15 protein-coding genes and 1 pseudogene are annotated in these 18,400 nt (G+C 41.4%); 5 read left to right on the forward strand and 11 right to left on the reverse strand.

All coding sequences use genetic code 11. The annotated features are described in order from the left end of the window. Positions 1-115: 115 nt before the first annotated feature. The 4 genes from FTU29_RS04845 to ahcY form a co-directional block, all read right to left on the reverse strand. Positions 116-2,992 carry an EAL domain-containing protein gene (locus tag FTU29_RS04845; RefSeq protein WP_180101741.1) on the reverse strand — a complete coding sequence of 959 codons (2,877 nt, stop codon included), beginning with the start codon at positions 2,990-2,992 and terminating at the stop codon, positions 116-118. Positions 2,993-3,175: 183 nt separating this feature from the next. Further along, entirely contained in the window at positions 3,176-3,889 is a 714-nt protein-coding gene (locus tag FTU29_RS04850) for a 16S rRNA (uracil(1498)-N(3))-methyltransferase (RefSeq protein ID WP_180120665.1), read from the reverse strand. Positions 3,890-3,921: 32 nt separating this feature from the next. After that, positions 3,922-4,758, reverse strand: coding sequence for a methylenetetrahydrofolate reductase [NAD(P)H] (gene metF / locus FTU29_RS04855; protein WP_168378282.1), 837 nt, complete (start codon positions 4,756-4,758; stop codon positions 3,922-3,924). 192 nt (positions 4,759-4,950) lie between these two features. Continuing rightward, complete coding sequence (gene ahcY / locus FTU29_RS04860) at positions 4,951-6,333, reverse strand: adenosylhomocysteinase (RefSeq protein WP_180120667.1); 1,383 nt, start codon at positions 6,331-6,333, stop codon at positions 4,951-4,953. 236 nt (positions 6,334-6,569) lie between these two features. Between ahcY and FTU29_RS04865 the strand changes: the two genes are divergently transcribed. From FTU29_RS04865 to FTU29_RS04875, 3 genes are all read left to right on the forward strand, one after another. Then, positions 6,570-6,872: a hypothetical protein gene (locus FTU29_RS04865; protein ID WP_111883908.1), complete on the forward strand. Its 303-nt coding sequence runs from the start codon at positions 6,570-6,572 to the stop codon at positions 6,870-6,872. Positions 6,873-6,906: 34 nt separating this feature from the next. Further along, on the forward strand, positions 6,907-7,854 hold the full coding sequence (locus FTU29_RS04870; RefSeq protein WP_180120669.1) for a DUF4424 family protein: 948 nt from the start codon (positions 6,907-6,909) through the stop codon (positions 7,852-7,854). Positions 7,855-7,919: 65 nt separating this feature from the next. Further along, positions 7,920-8,444: a cysteine peptidase family C39 domain-containing protein gene (locus FTU29_RS04875; RefSeq protein WP_180120670.1), complete on the forward strand. Its 525-nt coding sequence runs from the start codon at positions 7,920-7,922 to the stop codon at positions 8,442-8,444. A 64-nt stretch (positions 8,445-8,508) separates the two neighbouring features. Here the strand turns inward: FTU29_RS04875 and FTU29_RS04880 are convergent, their stop codons facing one another. The 6 genes from FTU29_RS04880 to radA form a co-directional block, all read right to left on the reverse strand. Continuing rightward, on the reverse strand, positions 8,509-9,021 hold the full coding sequence (locus tag FTU29_RS04880) for a tetratricopeptide repeat protein (RefSeq protein ID WP_180120671.1): 513 nt from the start codon (positions 9,019-9,021) through the stop codon (positions 8,509-8,511). A gap of 102 nt (positions 9,022-9,123) precedes the next feature. Further along, on the reverse strand, positions 9,124-9,462 hold the full coding sequence (locus tag FTU29_RS04885) for a DUF3325 domain-containing protein (RefSeq protein ID WP_180120673.1): 339 nt from the start codon (positions 9,460-9,462) through the stop codon (positions 9,124-9,126). After that, positions 9,459-11,210 carry a PepSY domain-containing protein gene (locus tag FTU29_RS04890; RefSeq protein ID WP_180120674.1) on the reverse strand — a complete coding sequence of 584 codons (1,752 nt, stop codon included), beginning with the start codon at positions 11,208-11,210 and terminating at the stop codon, positions 9,459-9,461. The genes FTU29_RS04885 and FTU29_RS04890 overlap by 4 nt, the downstream gene beginning before the upstream one ends. Before the next feature lies 1 nt (position 11,211). Further along, a complete protein-coding gene (locus tag FTU29_RS04895) occupies positions 11,212-11,559 on the reverse strand; it encodes a hypothetical protein (RefSeq protein WP_078192079.1) in 348 nt (115 codons plus the stop codon). Between the two features lie 202 nt (positions 11,560-11,761). Then, on the reverse strand, positions 11,762-12,763 hold the full coding sequence (locus tag FTU29_RS04900) for a Tim44 domain-containing protein (RefSeq protein WP_078192078.1): 1,002 nt from the start codon (positions 12,761-12,763) through the stop codon (positions 11,762-11,764). 123 nt (positions 12,764-12,886) lie between these two features. Then, complete coding sequence (radA, locus tag FTU29_RS04905; protein ID WP_180120676.1) at positions 12,887-14,275, reverse strand: DNA repair protein RadA; 1,389 nt, start codon at positions 14,273-14,275, stop codon at positions 12,887-12,889. 185 nt (positions 14,276-14,460) lie between these two features. Here radA and FTU29_RS04910 point away from each other — a divergent pair. Beyond that, positions 14,461-14,817: pseudogene (locus FTU29_RS04910) on the forward strand (hypothetical protein); the annotation flags it as partial. A gap of 246 nt (positions 14,818-15,063) precedes the next feature. On the opposite strand, the gene FTU29_RS04915 reads toward FTU29_RS04910, so the two are convergent. Continuing rightward, positions 15,064-16,425: a sodium:alanine symporter family protein gene (locus tag FTU29_RS04915; protein ID WP_180120677.1), complete on the reverse strand. Its 1,362-nt coding sequence runs from the start codon at positions 16,423-16,425 to the stop codon at positions 15,064-15,066. A gap of 333 nt (positions 16,426-16,758) precedes the next feature. On the opposite strand from FTU29_RS04915, the gene FTU29_RS04920 reads away from it, so the two are divergent. Then, the gene (locus FTU29_RS04920; protein WP_078192075.1) at positions 16,759-18,162 is read left to right on the forward strand and encodes an amino acid permease; all 1,404 of its coding nucleotides are present in this window, start codon (positions 16,759-16,761) and stop codon (positions 18,160-18,162) included. The last annotated feature ends 238 nt before the right edge of the window (positions 18,163-18,400 follow it).

An 18,400-nucleotide genomic window follows, 5' to 3' on the forward strand; every position in this document is an offset into this window, starting at 1 on the left:
TCCAATATAAAGCTGCAATGCTTGCTTTATCCGCTTGAATATAACATTAGTTGCACAGTTGGGACAGTCGAAGTCGCGTCTTTTTCAGACAATCTTATAGCTCAGGCATAGTGACTTATATTAAGTAAGTATAAGCAGGCGAAGAGATATTATTTTCAAGGAACACGGTTGCCTCTTCTTGTGGCAGTGGCTTAGAGAAAAAATAGCCTTGAGCAATGTCACATTCTAAGTCTTGTAGATACTGTAACTGCTGTTCAGTTTCAATCCCTTCAGCGACTACCGTCATGCCCATCGCTTTACCCATGGCAATCATGGCACTAACGATGGCCAATTGTTTATTTTCACCAATTTTAGAGATAAAACTGCGGTCTATTTTTAAGATATCAATTGGAAAATCAGCTAGATAGGATAGAGAAGAATAGCCCGTACCAAAGTCATCAAGTGAAATATTGATCTTACGTTTTTTTATTTCATTTAACAGTTCACGTACTGAATCTAGATTTTCGACCAAAGAAGATTCTGTAATTTCTAGTTCCAGACTGGCACCATCAATTTGATTGGCATCTATCGCTTCATCTAGATCATTTAATAATTGTCCACGGCGCAGTTGCTGCGCAACAATATTGACGGATACACAAATATTTTGATAACCCAAATTGTTCCAAAAACGAATTTGCTGCGCGGTTTTTTGCAGGACAAAACGCCCAATATCCGAAATTAAACTGGTTTGTTCTGCTAGAGGAATAAATAAGCCCGGTGGTATTAAGCCTTTTTCAGGATGATTCCAACGCACTAAGGCTTCAAAACCATAAATATTTTTATCACGGAAATTGATCTTCGGTTGGTAATACACCACCAGCTCATTATTTTGAATGGCTTTACGCAAGTCTCGTTCCAAGAAGATCCCTTGCTCTAATAATGCGGTATTTTCATTGGAATAATAACGTGTGGTATTGCCGCCCAAATTTTTTGCTTCGCTTAGCGCTTGTTCTGCACAATTATTCAGATAATCCAACTGACGGCCATGCTCAGGATAGAACGCAACACCCATCGATAAGGTGATGACATGGTCTTGACCAAAAATATTAAATGGAATGCTAAAAGCTTTATTGATGCGTTCACAATGCTCTTGCACAGAAGGGCGGATGTGTGAAATTTCATACACAATCGCAAAATCATCGCCATTTAAATGTGCAACAAACAGAGCTTCGGCATTGGTCAGACGCAAACGCTGTGCGACTTGGCGTAACAGTTCGTCACCACCGTTATTGCTGAGATATTCATTTAATGGACGGAAACGGTCGATGTTTAAACGTATGACGGCCAACTGTTTAATCGAATCTTGTTGCGAAACTAAATACTGATGCAGTTGATAGTTGTAATAAAAACGGTTCGGTAAATCCGTTAAAGTGTCATAATTTTCTAAATAAGATAAACGTTGTTCTTGCAATTTACGTTCTGTTAAATCTGAGACAATTCCAATGTAATGGGTGACGCGATTTTGATCATCTGTAATCGCATTAATATGCATCCATAGCGTCAGTTCTTTACCTGAAAGAAATTTTTCGTGCAATTCACCATCATACTCACCAATTTTCAGCACTTGTTTAATTATCGAATAGTGCATACTACGTTGAATTGATTTGTAATTTGCAGTGATATCAAAAAGATGTTTACCAATAATTTGGTCGTAGTTAAAGCCGGTTAATTGTTCGTAAAACGGATTGACTTCGATATAGCAAAGCTCTTCATTTAAAATGAAAATCCCTTCAGCAGCTTGTTCGAGTACACTGGCTGCAAGTTTTAAACGTTCCTGAGATGTCCGTTCTTGATGGATATCACGTCGAATACCGACCATGCGCAATGGCTTACGATTATTTGGATCGCGTTGAATGACCCGTCCAATATCATGTACCCAACTCCATTTTCCTTGACTGTTTTGAATCCGATAGGTGGCTTCATAACGGTCTTTAAATCCACGTAGATGTTGAATCATCGCTGATTTAAAATGTGGGATATCATCAGGATGGATCACATGTTGTAACTGTTGCTGATGCTCTTTCGAATGTCTAAGGGTTTTTTCTTGCTTATAGTTGGTGACAACGATTTTACGGTCTTTGATGTTCCAATCCCAAGGACGTAAACCGGCGATTTCATGCGCAAGGACTAAATTGGCTTGTTGGTTTTCTAAATCCTTGTTCATTTGCTCAATGTCGAAGGTCCGCTCTTTAACTTTCTGTTCAAGGATTTGGTTACCCAGTTGTAGCTGTAATTCGATGTCTCGTGATTTGTTGACTTCATCTTGGAGCTGCTGACACAGTTCATCAGTCCATTTGACTTGTTGCTTGGCACTATCGACCAGTAGGTTATTTTTAGCATGTAAAGTCGATACACGACGATGAATTCGATATGACGTCATGGCGCACATTAGAATTACAATGAGCCCAAAATTAATACTCAAGCTAAATAAGTGATTTGAGCCATCTAAGAAAAAGAACTGTGCAATCAGATAGGGCACGATAGACGGGATAAAGGCTAAACAAAAATAATTAAGTTTTTGCGTCAAATAGGTCAAACCAAAGGTTTGCGTCACGATCAAGAGTAGGGCAGAGAGTGTCAGGGCTTGAATTGGTTCAAAGCTTTGATTGGTCGCAGGCAAATAATAAAAAATTAAAAAAATACCGCTCGCAATCAGTGTGCCGACAGAAAAACATTGAAATTGTAGCCAACGATGCGCAATCATCAGTGAGTATTGTTCGGGTTTAAAATAAACTGTGCTAATCAGCCAGCATAAACTGACAAAAACTTCTGTAAAAATAAACCAAATATTGAAATACAAAGATGGCGATTTATAAAAAATTTGATATATCGAAAAAATATATAAGCAAATAATCAGAATACTGACTAAAAAATAGCGGCTATGGCGAATCGTGTTCGCAATTTGAGCAGTATGATTGTACTGCTTGATATATTCATCTTGTTTATACGTCATGAATATAAAAACCCTGCCTTAACTAAATCTAGATCGTTGTATTTGTATTGTTCCTGAGAGTATTTGTTTATTCTTGGTAACAAATCATTTGTTTTTATTGACTCTAGGGTAATTGCGTTACAAATAAAAAGCAATATCAAGGACGCCATCATTGATGTTTTCAGATGAACTATCGAGTAAAAATTAAATAAATTTATAATTTAAAATTGAAAGTGCAACTACAGGTGCAGTTTCTGTGCGAAGGACACGTTCACCGATACACCAGTTCACGAAACCTTTCTCATTTGCTGCGCTGATCTCTGCTTCGCTCAAGCCACCTTCAGGGCCAATCAGTAAGGCAACGTGCGGGTCAGCATCAGCTAATACATCAACTTCATCTTTATTGGGTGCGAGTACCAATTTTGTTGTCGGTAGGTCACTTTCCAACCATTTTTCAAGGGAAAGAGGCGGAAGTACTTTAGGAACAATGTTGAGTCCACACTGTTCGCAAGCAGCAATAGCGATGCCTTGCCAATGGTCAAGTTTCTTTTGATCACGATCGTACTTCAAACGCATCTCACAACGTTCTGAAGTGAGTAGTTGAATTTCAGAAACACCGAGTTCCACCGCTTTTTGAATCGCATAATCCATGCGGTCGCCTTTGCTCATCACTTGACCCAATAGTGCCGTAAAATGTGGTGTGCGATTGCTTGGATTGAATTGCAAAACTTGGACGGCAGCCGACTTTTTAGCGATTTCAACCAATTCAACATGGTATTCGCCACCTTGCCCATTGAACAAAGTGGCCGTTTCGCCCACTTGAGCACGTAAAACTTTTACCCAGTGATGAAACACTGTTTCCGTTAATTCAACAGTCGTATCAACAGTTAAATCAGCTTCAATATAAAAACGTGGCATTAAAGTTTTACTCTCAAAAAGGTCGAAATGTCTTATGCAAGACCGAGGTCTTTCACAAGTTGACGTGTAGGGTCAGTGGTGTTCATGGTGTAGAAGTGCAGGCTTGGCGCACCACCAGCAATCAGGCGTTCGCAAAGTTTTACAATCACTTCATGACCAAAGGCTTTGATTGACGCTGTATCGTCACCATAAGTCGCAAGCTGTTTGCGAATCCAACGTGGAATTTCTGCACCTGTACCATCAGCAAAGCGAATTAAATTACTTGCATTGGTAATAGGCATGATGCCTGGAGCGACAGGAATGTTCACGCCTTCTTTTTGAATGCGTTCTACAAAGTAGAAGTAGGCATCTGGATTGAAGAAGAACTGTGTGAGTGCTGCGTTAGCGCCCGCATTGGCTTTATCACAGAAACGTTTGATGTCGAGGTCAAAGCTGTCTGCTTGAGGATGCATTTCTGGGTAAGCTGCAACTTCAATTTTGAAGTGATCGCCAGTGTGCTCACGGATGAAACGCACAAGATCTGTTGCATAAGGCAATTCGCCCAAGCCCACTTGACCAGACGGCAAGTCGCCGCGCAGCGCAACAATACGGTCAATGCCTTGCGATTTATACAAATCTAGCAATTCAGCAATACGTTCTTTGCTGTCACCAATACAAGACAGGTGAGGGGCAACCGGTGTGCCTTTACCGTTGAAATCATTCAATGTAGACAAGGTGCGTTCACGGGTAGAACCGCCTGCACCGTATGTTACAGAGAAAAATTCAGGATTTAATAATTGAAGTTCTTGGTGTACAACTTTAAGTTTTTCCGCGCCCGCATCAGTTTTGGTCGGGAAGAACTCAAAGGAAATAGGAATCTGTTTTGACATGTTCAAATCCTTTTTTATAAATACTATTTGTTTACCCTCTCCCTGACCTCTCCCAAAGGGAGAGGAGTATTCATTACTGAATTATGCAGGGTTAAACACCCAGCTTATTAAATTGATAAGATTTTAATCCTGAATACAATTTAACGAAGCTGTCACCCTCTCCCTCTGGGAGAGGGATGGGGTGAGGGTCAATTAATATTTATAAGCCTCAGCTTTGAACGGGCCTTCAACTTGAACACCGAGGTAATCCGCTTGTTCTTGAGTCAAAGTCGTTAATACGCCACCGAAACCTGCAACCATTGCAGCAGCAACTTCTTCGTCTAATTTCTTAGGAATAAGTTCTACGCGGATCGCAGCTTGTTTTCGATCTTCAGGAAGATCAGCAAATTTTTCAGCGAATAGGTGCATTTGACCCAATACTTGGTTGGCAAAAGAGCCATCCATAATACGTGAAGGGTGACCGGTTGCATTACCAAGGTTCACCAAACGGCCTTCTGAAAGAAGAATAAGGTAATCATTTTCATTTTCTGAACGATACACTTGGTGAACTTGTGGCTTAACTTCAACCCACTTATAACCACGTAAGTAATTTGTGTCGATTTCAGTATCGAAATGACCGATGTTACAAACTACAGCGCCAGCTTTTAATGAATCAAGCATTGCAGCGTCACATACGTGGTAGTTACCAGTTGTTGTTACGATCAAGTCAGTATTTTGAAGAAGATCAAGGTTGATGTCTTCTTTCTTACCCGTTTGAATGCCATTTTTATACGGAGCAACAACTTCGAAACCGTCCATGCATGCTTGCATTGCACAGATAGGGTCAACTTCAGTGACACGTACAATCATACCTTCTTGACGAAGTGATTGAGCAGAACCTTTACCTACGTCACCATAACCGATTACAAGTGCACGGCGGCCAGATAAAAGCATATCTGTACCACGTTTGATGGCATCGTTTAGTGAGTGACGGCAGCCGTATTTGTTGTCGTTTTTAGACTTAGTGACAGAGTCATTTACGTTAATCGCTGGAACTTTTAAAGTACCGTCGCGGTGCATTTCGTAAAGACGTTGAACACCTGTAGTGGTTTCTTCTGTAATACCGTGGATTTTAGCAATCACTTCAGGATATTTTTCGTGAACAAGCGCAGTTAAGTCACCGCCATCGTCCAGAATCATGTTGGCATCCCAAGGTGTACCGTTCACATTGATTTGCTGTTCAAGACACCACATGTATTCTTCTTCAGTTTCGCCTTTCCAAGCAAATACAGGAATACCTACAGCAGCGATTGCAGCAGCAGCGTGGTCTTGAGTAGAGAAGATGTTGCATGAAGTCCAGCGTACTTCTGCGCCCAATTCAACTAGAGTTTCAATTAAAACTGCAGTTTGAATAGTCATGTGGATACAGCCTAGGATTTTCGCGCCAGCAAGCGGTTTAGCCGCTGCATAGCGTTTGCGAAGACCCATTAGGGCTGGCATTTCTGCTTCTGCGAGTTTGATTTCTTTACGGCCGTAGTCAGCTAGTGAAATGTCGGCAACTTTATAATCTGTAAATGAAGCATTAACCGCGTTCATCACGATCTCCTTAATAAAAACAATTGATCATTATGTTCGCGGATGCCGTTGTTGATTGGAACGAGTGTCCAACCGAATCGTCGAGCCTAGCGATCTTATATTTAGTGCCTATAAGAAAGTCGCAGCATCCCTCGACTAGGGCAGTATTGTACTTGGAAATAGAGTGAGTTCCAATCAAAAATTGGTTAATATGTAGATGAATAATCTGATAATAAAAAGATAATAACGTACGTATCATGAATATATTAAAATTTAATATTTTCCTAGTTTTACTCGTATCTTCACAAGCTGTCTCAGCAAGGCGAGGCGACTTTTCACCACAAGATATTTTTTTTCTGCCTTTAATTTTGATTGGGGTTTTATCCTTATTTAAATTTTCAGGCTTTATTGAAAATTATACGAAAGGCTTAAATTTAACCCTTAGAGTAGTCATAAAAGCAGTGAGTTTTATTATTTTGATTGGCATCATTGCCCTTATAATTATCGGGATAGGGCTAATTTCTGAGTATATTCCTGAAAAATGGTCGATGATATTCTAGTGCAATTTTAAATATAAAAAATTGGAAGCTAATAATGAAAAAATTAACTGCATTCATATGCTTGTGTTTTTCAGCACTAACATATGCCAACGATTCAACAGGCTATGTGGCAACAGGCGGTGTGCAATACCTGAAAAATAAAGACATTCAAATGTTCAGTGAAGACCTGTTTATTAGTAAAAAAATCATCAAGGTCGATTACCAGTTCAAAAATTTAAGCAATAAAGATGTGACTGAAACGGTCTTATTTCCGCTGCCAAAAGTTGAAAACTTCTTTGAATCTGATTTTGCCAATACTGAAAAATTGCTAAAAAGTTTTAAAGTTCAGGTGAATGGAAAAACGATTCAGCCTGAAATGTATGTGCGCACTTTTATTCAAAAAGATGAAAAAACAGCCCCGATTGATATGACGGAGAGTTTTAAGCAATGCGGGTTTACGGAAAAAGACATGCTGAATCCGTGGAGCAGGCAAGATGATGAATATGAAACACTCGAGACAAAGCTCAGAAACTGTAAAAATGCAGCACTGCAAAAAATCTTGCCCAAAGATCCGAGTGAAGTCATTTCATGGTCATCTCAGGTAATTTACAGCTGGAAGCAAACCTTTAAAGCCAAAGCATTTACTCGCGTACAGCATCAATATGCACCGCTGGTGGGTGGCTCTGTGGCGTTATATCCAGATGAGTATAATCAACAATTTTGTATGGATAAAAACTTTAAGGCAGGACTCAGAAAGGCCAAATCACAGCATGCACCATTTCAAGCTTTGGGTTATATCTTAAAAACAGGTGCCAATTGGGCAAAACCTATTCAAGATTTTAAACTGACTATCGAGCGTGATGCAGGAGAGCTGGTTTCTTTTTGCTGGGCAGGAAAAGTGAAGAAAATCAGCGCTACGCAGTTTCAAATGGTTGAAAAGAATTTTGTACCTAAACAAGATTTGGACATTATTTTTGTACATGTGAAATCAGGTCTGGATTAAAACTTGCAGGCAAAACCACTTTGATTTGTTTATCATCGTCCATAAGCAATTTTGAGTTTTGATATATGTCGATGGAAATACCTGATGAGTTGGCAAATTTAGAAGCCAATGGTGGCATTTATGCGGTGTGGATGTTGCTGCAGCACTTAGGTATAGATGCAGATATTCAGCAACTCATCGAAGTTTGCGCTTATGACGCTGACCATGGCACAACAACCATTGGTTTAGCTGTAGGACTGAATAAGTTTGGTTTTCAAGTAAAGTTTTACACAGAGCATGATCTTGAGCTGCAGGACAGTGAAAAACGCCGTTATGCAGAAGCAGACCAATTGGAACTGCCTATATTGCCTGCAATTGGCTATGCACAAATTCAGCAGGCTTTTGAACAAAATCAGTTTGTGATTGTGTATTACGATACTCTAGAGGGCGTGGGGAACCATTCTTTGGTGTATGACATTGACGAAACTGAAATTAGTTTCTTTGACAGCTTTGATGCCATGCCAGCAGATGTATTTGAACAGCAGCGTGGAGCAGAAGGCATTTGCCGACAAGTGATTACTGTAGATGTAAATGACTATGTGGCGAGCTGAGCCATTTTGTTAAAAGCAAAAAGCCCATCATGAGATGGGCTTTATTTTTTAGAAAAAAATTGGATTACTGCTCAGCCACATCGGCTTTTTCATTCCAAAAATCTGCTTTTTCTTCATCAGCGTCGATGCCTAAGCCATTGGCATAAATAAAGGCTAAGTCACGCATGGCCTGAACTTCACCTAATTTTGCAGATTGTTCAACCAGTTCAATGGATTTAGCGACATCTTTTTCCACCACATCGCCGCGACGGTAAAAATTGGCCAATTCTAAAATTGCAGCAGAATGGTCATGTTTTGACGCTTGTTCTAACCAGCGGTGCGCATGCTCAAAATAGGTTTTAGATTCTTCAGGATCTTCTTCGAGCATGTCTTTGGCATAGACTGCATAGCCTTCACCCAGCCAATACATTGCTTCTACATGACCTAACTGAGCTGCTTTGAGTGCCCATTCTTCAGCAAGTTCAACATGCTCATCATTTTCACTTTGCATATAAATTTCAGCCAGTTCAAATTGAGCATCTTTATTGCCTGCCATAGCGCGGTTATATAAAGCAGGAGAGATTGAAAGTTCAGACATGTGTAATCCAAAAGAGCAGAATAGGCATAGCCTAATCGGTTGGCATGAAAAAAGCCAATCCGAAGATTGGCTTTCAATGTTTAGAGATCGTTGTCTAAAGAATTAAAATTTCAATAACACTGCAGACAATACAAATATGACAACTAATGCACCAATAATTTTCCAAAAATACTCAGCGATATAACTAATACATAGCCCGACAAATAAAGCCGCAATGGTCAGCGCGCCAAACCAATAACTGATGCTATTGCTCGGCGTGCCAAGTGAGAGGCAAAGTAGTAAGGCGATGATCAATAGCGCCCAGCCGACCAGCGTGGCTAAGCGTGTTTGACCCACACTTAGTTCTTTTTTGTAGAACTGCTTTTGATGTTTAGACATGCTGCATGCCAAGGCAAAAAAACCTAAGCTACTCAGTGCCCAAATCAGGAGAAAGAACATCATGCTTCAACCTCCTTTGTGGCACGCGCTTTTTTAACAGGCGGTCCTTTATGCTTTTTCACTTTGTAAAATGAATAGGCAAACAAGATAGCCAAAAGCCACATTGCAAGATCAAAGGATGCAATCATCCATTGGCCATTTGCCATGGTATTCCAAAGCGCTTGACCACCAGTCATGAAGTTTACAATCGGCAGTAAGGCAAAAATTGCTGTGGCAAAAGCTAAAAGTTCTAGCCACGCTTGACGGTGCGTACGGAAAATCGCATAAACGAGCGTCAGGAGCCAAACAATAAAGAAACTACGAATTTCTAATTCCGAACGGTTTTCAAGCTGTGTGGGAATAAAACGGTTGGCATAGAAAAATGCTGCACAGGCAATGGGTAAACCAATAATCGCTGCAATATTGGTCACTTCAACCGTGCGGTAGCCAAATGATTTAAAGCCTTGTTTTTGTTGTTGCGGTGCACGTTTTACACACCACAGAATGAGACCTGTAGCGACCATCAGGGTGCCTACAATCCCTGAAATAAACAGCAGCCAACGTAGTGCTAAATCTACACCGCGTGCTTCATGTAGCGTGGTCACTACATTGTAAATACCCATCGGTACAGAAGGGTGCTTTAACTTGGCACCTTCGTCAGTTAAGTCTTTGCCTGTTACGCCATCAAATTGTTTACTTGCATAGACATTTCGATATGCAACACTTTCACCATGTAAGGCGCGTAGCTCAATTTTAGCTTGGTCTGTATTCGGTGCAATGATGCTAACGGTACTAATAGGATTAGTTTTCCATTCAGCCTGAACTGCGGTCACGATTGGCGCTAAGTTGGTCAACGGCGCAGCAACGACAGGTTGCTCTTCACGTTTAGAGCGACGATCTCCTCGACCTTCACCACGGCCCTCAGCACGATTTTCGCCTTGGTTTTGTGCAAAATTGGCACGGGCTTGCTGTGGGCGTTCGCCACGTTCTTCGCGTCCTTGAGCAGATTCACGTCCTTCAGGTTTATTTTCTTGAACCAAAGCACGATTTTGTTCTTGTAAAAATTGTCCCCGGTTTTCATAAATACGCTCAATCCCCCAAGGCATGATCGTAAATAACAGCAGCAACAGGCCACTAAAGGTAATCATGATGTGGAAGGGAAGCGCAAATACTGCGGTTGCATTATGTGCATCGAGCCAAGAACGTTGTCCTTTGCCTGAGCGGAACGTAAAGAAATCTTTAAAGATTTTTTTATGAGTAATCACACCACTAATGATGGCAACTAACATCAACAGTGTCGCTATCCCGACAAACCATCGCGTCCACATACGTGGCATACCATAAAGTTCGAAATGGAAACGATAGAGAAAATTACCACCACGCGTATCGCGCGGCTCAAGCACTTCACCTGTAGCACTATCAATGTAGATTTGTTTACCACCACGGCGTGCGCGAGGGTCTTCACCTTGTTCACGCACGGTAATTAATGTGGCATTTTGACGCGTATTCGGCAGCAAAATATTCCAAGCACCTGCATTCGGATGATTTTGTTGTAAATAATTCAGTGCAACTTGAGTTTGTTGGACTTGTGAACTGGCTGGAACAGATTGATGCAGCTCAGGTGTCATCCAGACATTGATTTCATTTTTAAAGAAGCTTAGGGTTCCGGTCAGGAAAATAGCATACAGCAACCAACCTAAGATTAGGCTAGCCCATGTATGCAGCCAAGACATGGACTGGCGCGGTCCCTCTACTTTTGCATCAACACGCATTTTAGCTTCCCATCATCATGTAAATGGCATACAAACACACCGCAGGGATCACAATGCCTAAAGTTGCTTTGAGGGTTTTATTCACCATAAAGACCCAAATAAATGCACAGCTCCACAGGATAAATGCAATTAAAGTTGCACTCATGGCTGCACTTCCACGGTCTTCGCTAAACACATCTGCGATCACGATGGCCGATAGCATCGCGACAACATATCCGCCCACTAAAGCGAGGGCAAAGCGATAGAAAATCATCAAGCGATAGGTCAATAGAGAAGGAGTATCTTTACGCGTTTTAGGCAGCGCAGATGTGAGGGGTGTCACAAGTGCCTCAGGTGGTGAGCTATTCATAAAATACTTAAGCGCTTGGAAATTGTATTAAAGTTAATCTAAATGATAACAATTATTATTAATAATTAGAATAATGTATTCACAAAATTATTGATATTTCAGCATGCTGAGTAGAAATTGATTTAAAAAGAGGGGAAATAAAGGCAAAAAAATAGCGACCGAAGTCGCTATTTTAGAATGCAAGAATGCTTATGTGTCTACATTATTGTTCTTGTTGAATGCCTGCAACTAACCAGTCTTGATCAGAACCCGCAGGTTTAACAAAATGCCATACTTCAGCAAAAGGCTGTGGCAGGCTATTTAAGTCTTCACTTACAGTACCTGTAAAACGCACACTTACAACGTATTGACCATTTTCGTTAGCAGAATCGACCACCATAGCATTTAAGTTAGAAAACTCAGCAACGTCTTCATCTTTATTCGCCATAATGTCGTTATACATAGACTGGTAAAGATCAGGCGTTAAGTAACGCTGAATTTCAGAAATGTTGCTTGCCGTATTCATCGATTGAATGTGGTTAAAACGCTGACGTGCAACACGTAAAAATGTTGCTGGTTCTGTACCATCCGGCAATTGATTGCCGCTGTTGGTATAGGCAGCACCAAAAGGCGCATTCGTTGCAGCAGCTGCACCAAATGGAGCATTTGAAGCTGCTGAATTACCGCCTACAGAATTACCAAAAATATTCGTATTGTCATTACCTGCACGAGGTGCGGCATTTTGCTGGCCAAACGGTGCATTGTTTGCACCGCTGTTTGGCGCATACGGATTGTTAGCGGCTAGTTTTTTTTTTGCGCCCATCTTACGGAAAATGAAGAAGGCAACAGCAGCGGCAAGTAAAATCCAGATCCAGCCTGGAATACCACCTTTCTCTTCCTGTTGTTGAGCTTGAGCTTCAGAAGCTGCTTGACCGTTATTGTCATCTGCCATCGCATTTGCAGCGACAGCACCAATTGCAGCACCAGCCACACCAGCAGCAACCATTCCGCCCACATTCGAGCCAGATTTTGCTGGAGCGCCAGCAGTTGCAGGCTGTTGAACAGGAGCAGATTGACGAGGTTGCTGATAAGACTGAGTTGGAGCAGCTTGACGGCTCATACCATGGCTTTTACCACCACCGGCACGTTTCGCTTCTGCAATCGGCGCTACCAAAAGGGCTGCTGTTAAAAGAGCAGTCATCAAACCACGCTGTCGAACTTCCATCAAATTTTCCTATATCTATATAAATTTAAAATAGCCATCTAGTTATGCCGCCATTTGTACTGAATTTCAATAGAACATCGGTAAAAAATTGAAAATTCATTCAAAATAAACGATTCAACGTAACTAAGACTCATCGGTCAGCGTAATTGCCTGACTCAACGCCTCATGTAAACGTGCGACAGAAATAATTTCTACACCTGAAATGGGTTTTTGCGGTGCATTCCCACGCGGTAAAATAATGGTTTTAAAACCATGTTTAATGGCTTCTTTGAGTCTTTCCTGTCCATTGGGTACAGGGCGGATTTCGCCTGAAAGGCCGACTTCACCAAATACTGCCAAATGCTGCGGCAGGGCTTTAGCTCTTAAGCTAGAGGCGCAGGCTAAAAGTACCGCAAGGTCAGAACCTGTTTCTGTGATTTTTAAACCACCCACGACATTGACATAAACATCTTGTCCTGCAGTTTGTACGCCACCATGACGGTGCATAACGGCTAAAAGCATGTTTAAACGGTTTTGTTCTAAACCTAAGGCCACGCGTCGAGGTTGTCCGTGCGCATCATCTACCAAAGCCTGAACTTCAACCAAAAGTGGACGTGTACCTTCACGGCTAATCATGACAATGGAACCCGGAATGGCTTCATCATAACGACTCAGGAAAATAGCGGATGGGTTTGATACCTCGCGCAGACCTTTATCGGTCATGCCAAATACACCAAGCTCGTTGACCGCACCAAAACGGTTTTTCACCGCACGAATCATACGGAAGCGAGAGTCAGACTGACCTTCAAAATACAAAACACAATCGACCATGTGCTCAAGCACGCGAGGGCCTGCCAAAGAACCTTCTTTCGTTACGTGACCGACAATAAACAGTGCAGTGCCACTATTTTTGGCAAAGCGAGTCAGGAGTGCAGCTGATTCACGAATTTGGGAAACACCGCCCGGCGCAGACTGGAGTGTCTCGGTGTATAGAGTTTGGATCGAATCTAAAATGGCAACGGCAGGGCGTTCATGTGCCAATACTTCACAAATACGCTCGACACAGGTTTCGGCCATGACTTTGAGTTGATCGGTCGGCAAGTCTAGGCGCTGGGCACGTAGAGCCACTTGAGACAAGGATTCTTCACCAGTGACATATAAGGCAGAACTTTTACTCGCCGCCATATAGGTTGCGGTTTGTAGCAAAATAGTGGATTTACCAATGCCGGGGTCACCACCAATCAGCACAACTGAACCTGTGACCAGTCCACCACCGAGCACACGGTCAAATTCACCAATACCTGTTGCCATTCGAGTTTCATGCGAAACGGAAACTTGATTTAAGGTAGTCACAGCAGCGGCTTGACCTGCATAGCCACCGCCCATTTTCGGCTGTGCACGGTGTGTAACAGCGGGTGCAATACTGACTTCGACTAATGAATTCCATTCACCACATTCGCTACATTGACCGGCCCATTTGGGATGATCAGCACCACATTGTTCACATCGATAGACACTTTTTGCTTTCGCCATAATATTTACTGTGCACAAACTCAAATTGAGTCACAGCATAGCGGTGAATACATCGAAAAACCAAGTTTTTATCGCATGAAATGACTGATGAAGGTCAATTGATGTCGTTTTATTTTCAATAGCTGCACTTTTACATAGTTAGCACTTTATAATAGCGCATTATATTTTTTGAAATGGGTCACCACATGACTGAACTATTACGACATATCGATGCCATCGCACGTGAAAAAAATCGTGATGTGTTATTTGTGCATTTTGAAGAATATGATCATCAACATCCTGAAAAAAATACGGTGCGTAATGATGTTATGCACTGGTTTGACCTGCAAAATATAGACTATTTCCCTTGTATGGGGCTAGAAGGTGAGTCTTTAATCGATAGTTATACAGGTGATTTATACCTTGACGTGCCTTTTGATGAAAGCAGCCCTGCATATAAAACCCTCAGTGAATACCTTGAAGATGAACAAGGGAACATGAAAATTCAGGGGGTATTGTTCTTTTCTTTATCTTTGGAAATTGCCCTAGAAATCGAAGCTGATCTGATGGAAGCCAGTGCTGTAGATTCTGAATATGCTGAAAATGAGTTTGGTGACCAATTTGGTGAAGGCTTTATTGAAGATACTGAATCAGATCCAAAAGATGAAGCAGCCAATGAAAGCAATACGAAAAACGACAAATTTGATGATGGTCAAATTGGCACAATTCAATAAGTAAATATCGATTTTCAGTCCGAATAAAAAAGCCACGTGAATTCACGTGGCTTTTTGTTGAGCAGGATGCGGGTATTAGTACAACTCACCTGATTTACGACGTTCAATAAAATCTTTTGATTCTTTCACAATGATGCCTGAGAGCAATAACAGTGCAATACAGTTTGGTGCAGCCATCAAACCATTAAAGGTATCGGCAAATAACCAAACGAGATCGAGTGTTACGACACAGCCGACAAAGACTGATGCGATATAAATTAAGCGATAAATCAGTACTGACTTTTCACCTAAGAGGTATGTACAGCATTTTTCACCATAATAGCTCCAACCCAGAATGGTTGAATAAGCGAAGAAAATAATACCGAAAGTCACGACCCAACCACCGAAGCCCGGAAGTAGTTTGTCAAAAACACTAATCGTCAGTACGGCCCCCGTTTGATCACCAAAGCTTTGTCCCGCCATGATGAAGCCCATCACTAGTACGATACCTGTAATAGAGCAAACAATGATGGTGTCTAAGAACGTACCTGTCATAGAGACAAGACCTTGACGTGCTGGGTGGTCAGTTTTTGCAGCCGCAGCGGCAATGGGTGCTGAGCCCATACCTGCTTCATTAGAGAATACACCACGTGCCACACCATAACGAATCGCAGCACCAATCGCACCACCCGCAGCAGCTTCGCCCGTAAATGCATAGCTAAAGATCATTTTTAGTGCAGGGATCACCAATTCAAGGTTGGTGAAAATAATGATTAAGCCACCCAATACATAACCTACCGCCATAATTGGAACAATAAATGAAGAGGCTTTAGAAATGGATTTGATGCCGCCTAAAATAACGAGTGCAGAGAATATGGTGATAACGATTGCAGTGGTGAGTGTGCTGATCCCTAAGCTGTTTTGCACAGCAAGCGCGACAGTGTTCGACTGTACTGAGCTCCCAATACCGAAGGATGCCAAAGTACCAAATAGGGCAAATACCACTGCCAACCATTTCCACTTAGGCCCAAGTCCACGTTCGATGTAATACATCGGACCACCGTTCATTTCGCCATTTTCATTTTTATGACGAAACTTTACAGCGAGTACACCTTCACCATATTTGGTTGCCATACCAAAGAGCGCGGTTATCCACATCCAAAACACTGCGCCCGGACCACCGAGCACACAAGCGGTGGCTACACCGGCAATATTACCTGTACCAATGGTGGCAGAAAGTGCGGTCATAAGTGAGGCGAAATGAGAAATATCGCCATCATGTTGATCTGCTTTAGGATGCTTGCCAAAGACTTGTTTGAATGCGAAAGGCAACATGCGAAATTGCCAGAAAAGTAGTCGGAAGGTGAGGAATACACCTGTTCCGACAATGAGGACCAACATGTACGGGCCCCAGACCCATCCACTGAGTGTTTCCATGATATTTTGAATTTCTTGCATAGTATCTTCTTCTTATCGGCCCTGAGTGAGTGAATGCTACATTTTTGATATCTGTAGCAATTGATATGCCATTGTTAGAAACTTCCATGATATTTGGCATAATTTTTTTATCGTTGGTAAAATATTTTTTGCATAAAATTTAAGTTATTACAAGTAAATTGTTGTTTTATTGGTCGCTTTAAAATGTGAACTGGCGCTAAGATTTTTATATATAAGAAAAATAAATTAACTTTGTCACTTAATCCGAAAATATAGATGATGAAAAATAATTTTGTATTTTCTGAAATTTTTACGTTAATTTGTCGCAATTGGAACGCGAAGTTGAATTAAATAATGTCAAATGAAATTCATGGATCGCACGCTGATAGCGGCGATTTGAAACGAAGCTTGTCCAACCGACACCTGCAATTGATTGCGATTGGTGGTGCGATTGGTACAGGTTTATTTATGGGGTCAGGAAAGACCATCAGTTTAGCTGGTCCGTCCATCCTTATTATCTATATGATTATTGGTTTTATGGTTTTCCTCGTCATGCGTGCATTAGGCGAGTTATTACTATCAAATCTTGAATATAAATCTTTTATCGATTTTGCAACCGACTTAATCGGCCCGTGGGCAGGTTATTTTGTGGGTTGGACCTATTGGCTGTGCTGGATCACTATAGGGATTGCTGATTTATCGGCCATCATTTATTACCTGCAATTCTTTAATGGAGGTAACCCGTTCTCGCCGGAAGAAGGGGTGATGATCAGTGTTGCCGCCATTGTATTTATCATGGGGTTAAACCTTGTTACGGTTAAACTTTTTGGTGAATTAGAGTTCTGGTTTGCACTGATTAAGATTATTGCAATCGTGGTGCTTATTGGTGTCGGTCTTTGGATGATCTTTACCGGTTTTACCTCATCGACAGGTGAAATCGCATCATTCACACATTTATGGTCACATGGTGGTCTATTCCCAACAGGAGTAACTGGCTTCTTGGCAGGTTTCCAAATCGCCATTTTTGCCTTTGTCGGCGTAGAACTCGTGGGTACTACGGCAGCAGAAACCAAAGATCCAGAACACAACTTGCCTAAAGCTGTGAACTCGATTCCGATTCGTATCATTATTTTCTATGTGCTGGCACTTGTGATTGTGATGTCCGTTACGCCATGGAATGCCATTGACCCAAGCATTTCACCATTCGTGAACTTGTTTAGCCAAGCCGGTATTGCTGCTGCTGCGATTATTATGAACTTGGTGGTGTTGTCATCAGTTATGTCATCGATGAATAGTGGTGTGTTCTCGACTTCACGTATGTTGTTTGGTTTATCTCGTGAAGAGCAAGGTCCAAAAGCGTTTGGCCGTCTAAACTCACGTGCAGTTCCGGCAAATGCGTTATATTTCTCGGCAGTTTGTTTGCTGTTGGGTGCTGCATTACAGTATTTCGTTCCGAACACGGTTGAAGCCTTCACTTTAGCAACCACACTTTCGACGATTTTATTTATCTGTGTATGGCTCATGATTATCTGGAGCTATATCGTTTACTATAAAACTCGTCCTGAGCTGCATGCGAAATCAACCTTTAAACTACCGGGTGGTTTATATACCTGTTGGCTCGTGATTATCTTCTTCATCGGCATGATTTATGTCTTGTCGCTAGAAGCAGATACCATGAAAGCGCTCATGGTGAGCCCGATTTGGTTCATCATATTGATTATTGGCTATTTCGGTTTTTATAAGAAAAAGCACCATTAATTTACATTTTTGAACTGATGTAAAAACATAAAAAGCTGCTCCTGAGGGGCAGCTTTTTAATTTGGATATGGATTTAATTTACACTAATACACAGTATTCATTAGTGCTAATAGAAGTATAAAACAGCATTCAAATTGATAAGCTATTTCAGTGAAATCAATAGCCTGATCGGTATAGAAAAATACACAAATGTGGTTTGAAAACAGCACCATCAAATTTTGCTTAAATTTAGTGCAGA

Origin of the sequence: Acinetobacter sp. YH12086 (genome assembly GCF_013419345.1) — a bacterium.
Taxonomy (GTDB): Bacteria; Pseudomonadota; Gammaproteobacteria; order Pseudomonadales; family Moraxellaceae; genus Acinetobacter; species Acinetobacter amyesii.

What these genes read in the sequence shown, in the direction of transcription:
- FTU29_RS04845 (WP_180101741.1), bottom strand. Translation starts at nt 2,992, where the DNA reads ATGACGTATAAACAAGATGAATATATCAAGCAGTACAATCATACTGCT.
- FTU29_RS04850 (WP_180120665.1), bottom strand. Translation starts at nt 3,889, where the DNA reads ATGCCACGTTTTTATATTGAAGCTGATTTAACTGTTGATACGACTGTT.
- metF (WP_168378282.1), bottom strand. Translation starts at nt 4,758, where the DNA reads ATGTCAAAACAGATTCCTATTTCCTTTGAGTTCTTCCCGACCAAAACT.
- ahcY (WP_180120667.1), bottom strand. Translation starts at nt 6,333, where the DNA reads ATGAACGCGGTTAATGCTTCATTTACAGATTATAAAGTTGCCGACATT.
- FTU29_RS04865 (WP_111883908.1), top strand. Translation starts at nt 6,570, where the DNA reads ATGAATATATTAAAATTTAATATTTTCCTAGTTTTACTCGTATCTTCA.
- FTU29_RS04870 (WP_180120669.1), top strand. Translation starts at nt 6,907, where the DNA reads ATGAAAAAATTAACTGCATTCATATGCTTGTGTTTTTCAGCACTAACA.
- FTU29_RS04875 (WP_180120670.1), top strand. Translation starts at nt 7,920, where the DNA reads ATGTCGATGGAAATACCTGATGAGTTGGCAAATTTAGAAGCCAATGGT.
- FTU29_RS04880 (WP_180120671.1), bottom strand. Translation starts at nt 9,021, where the DNA reads ATGTCTGAACTTTCAATCTCTCCTGCTTTATATAACCGCGCTATGGCA.
- FTU29_RS04885 (WP_180120673.1), bottom strand. Translation starts at nt 9,462, where the DNA reads ATGATGTTCTTTCTCCTGATTTGGGCACTGAGTAGCTTAGGTTTTTTT.
- FTU29_RS04890 (WP_180120674.1), bottom strand. Translation starts at nt 11,210, where the DNA reads ATGCGTGTTGATGCAAAAGTAGAGGGACCGCGCCAGTCCATGTCTTGG.
- FTU29_RS04895 (WP_078192079.1), bottom strand. Translation starts at nt 11,559, where the DNA reads ATGAATAGCTCACCACCTGAGGCACTTGTGACACCCCTCACATCTGCG.
- FTU29_RS04900 (WP_078192078.1), bottom strand. Translation starts at nt 12,763, where the DNA reads ATGGAAGTTCGACAGCGTGGTTTGATGACTGCTCTTTTAACAGCAGCC.
- radA (WP_180120676.1), bottom strand. Translation starts at nt 14,275, where the DNA reads ATGGCGAAAGCAAAAAGTGTCTATCGATGTGAACAATGTGGTGCTGAT.
- FTU29_RS04915 (WP_180120677.1), bottom strand. Translation starts at nt 16,425, where the DNA reads ATGCAAGAAATTCAAAATATCATGGAAACACTCAGTGGATGGGTCTGG.
- FTU29_RS04920 (WP_078192075.1), top strand. Translation starts at nt 16,759, where the DNA reads ATGTCAAATGAAATTCATGGATCGCACGCTGATAGCGGCGATTTGAAA.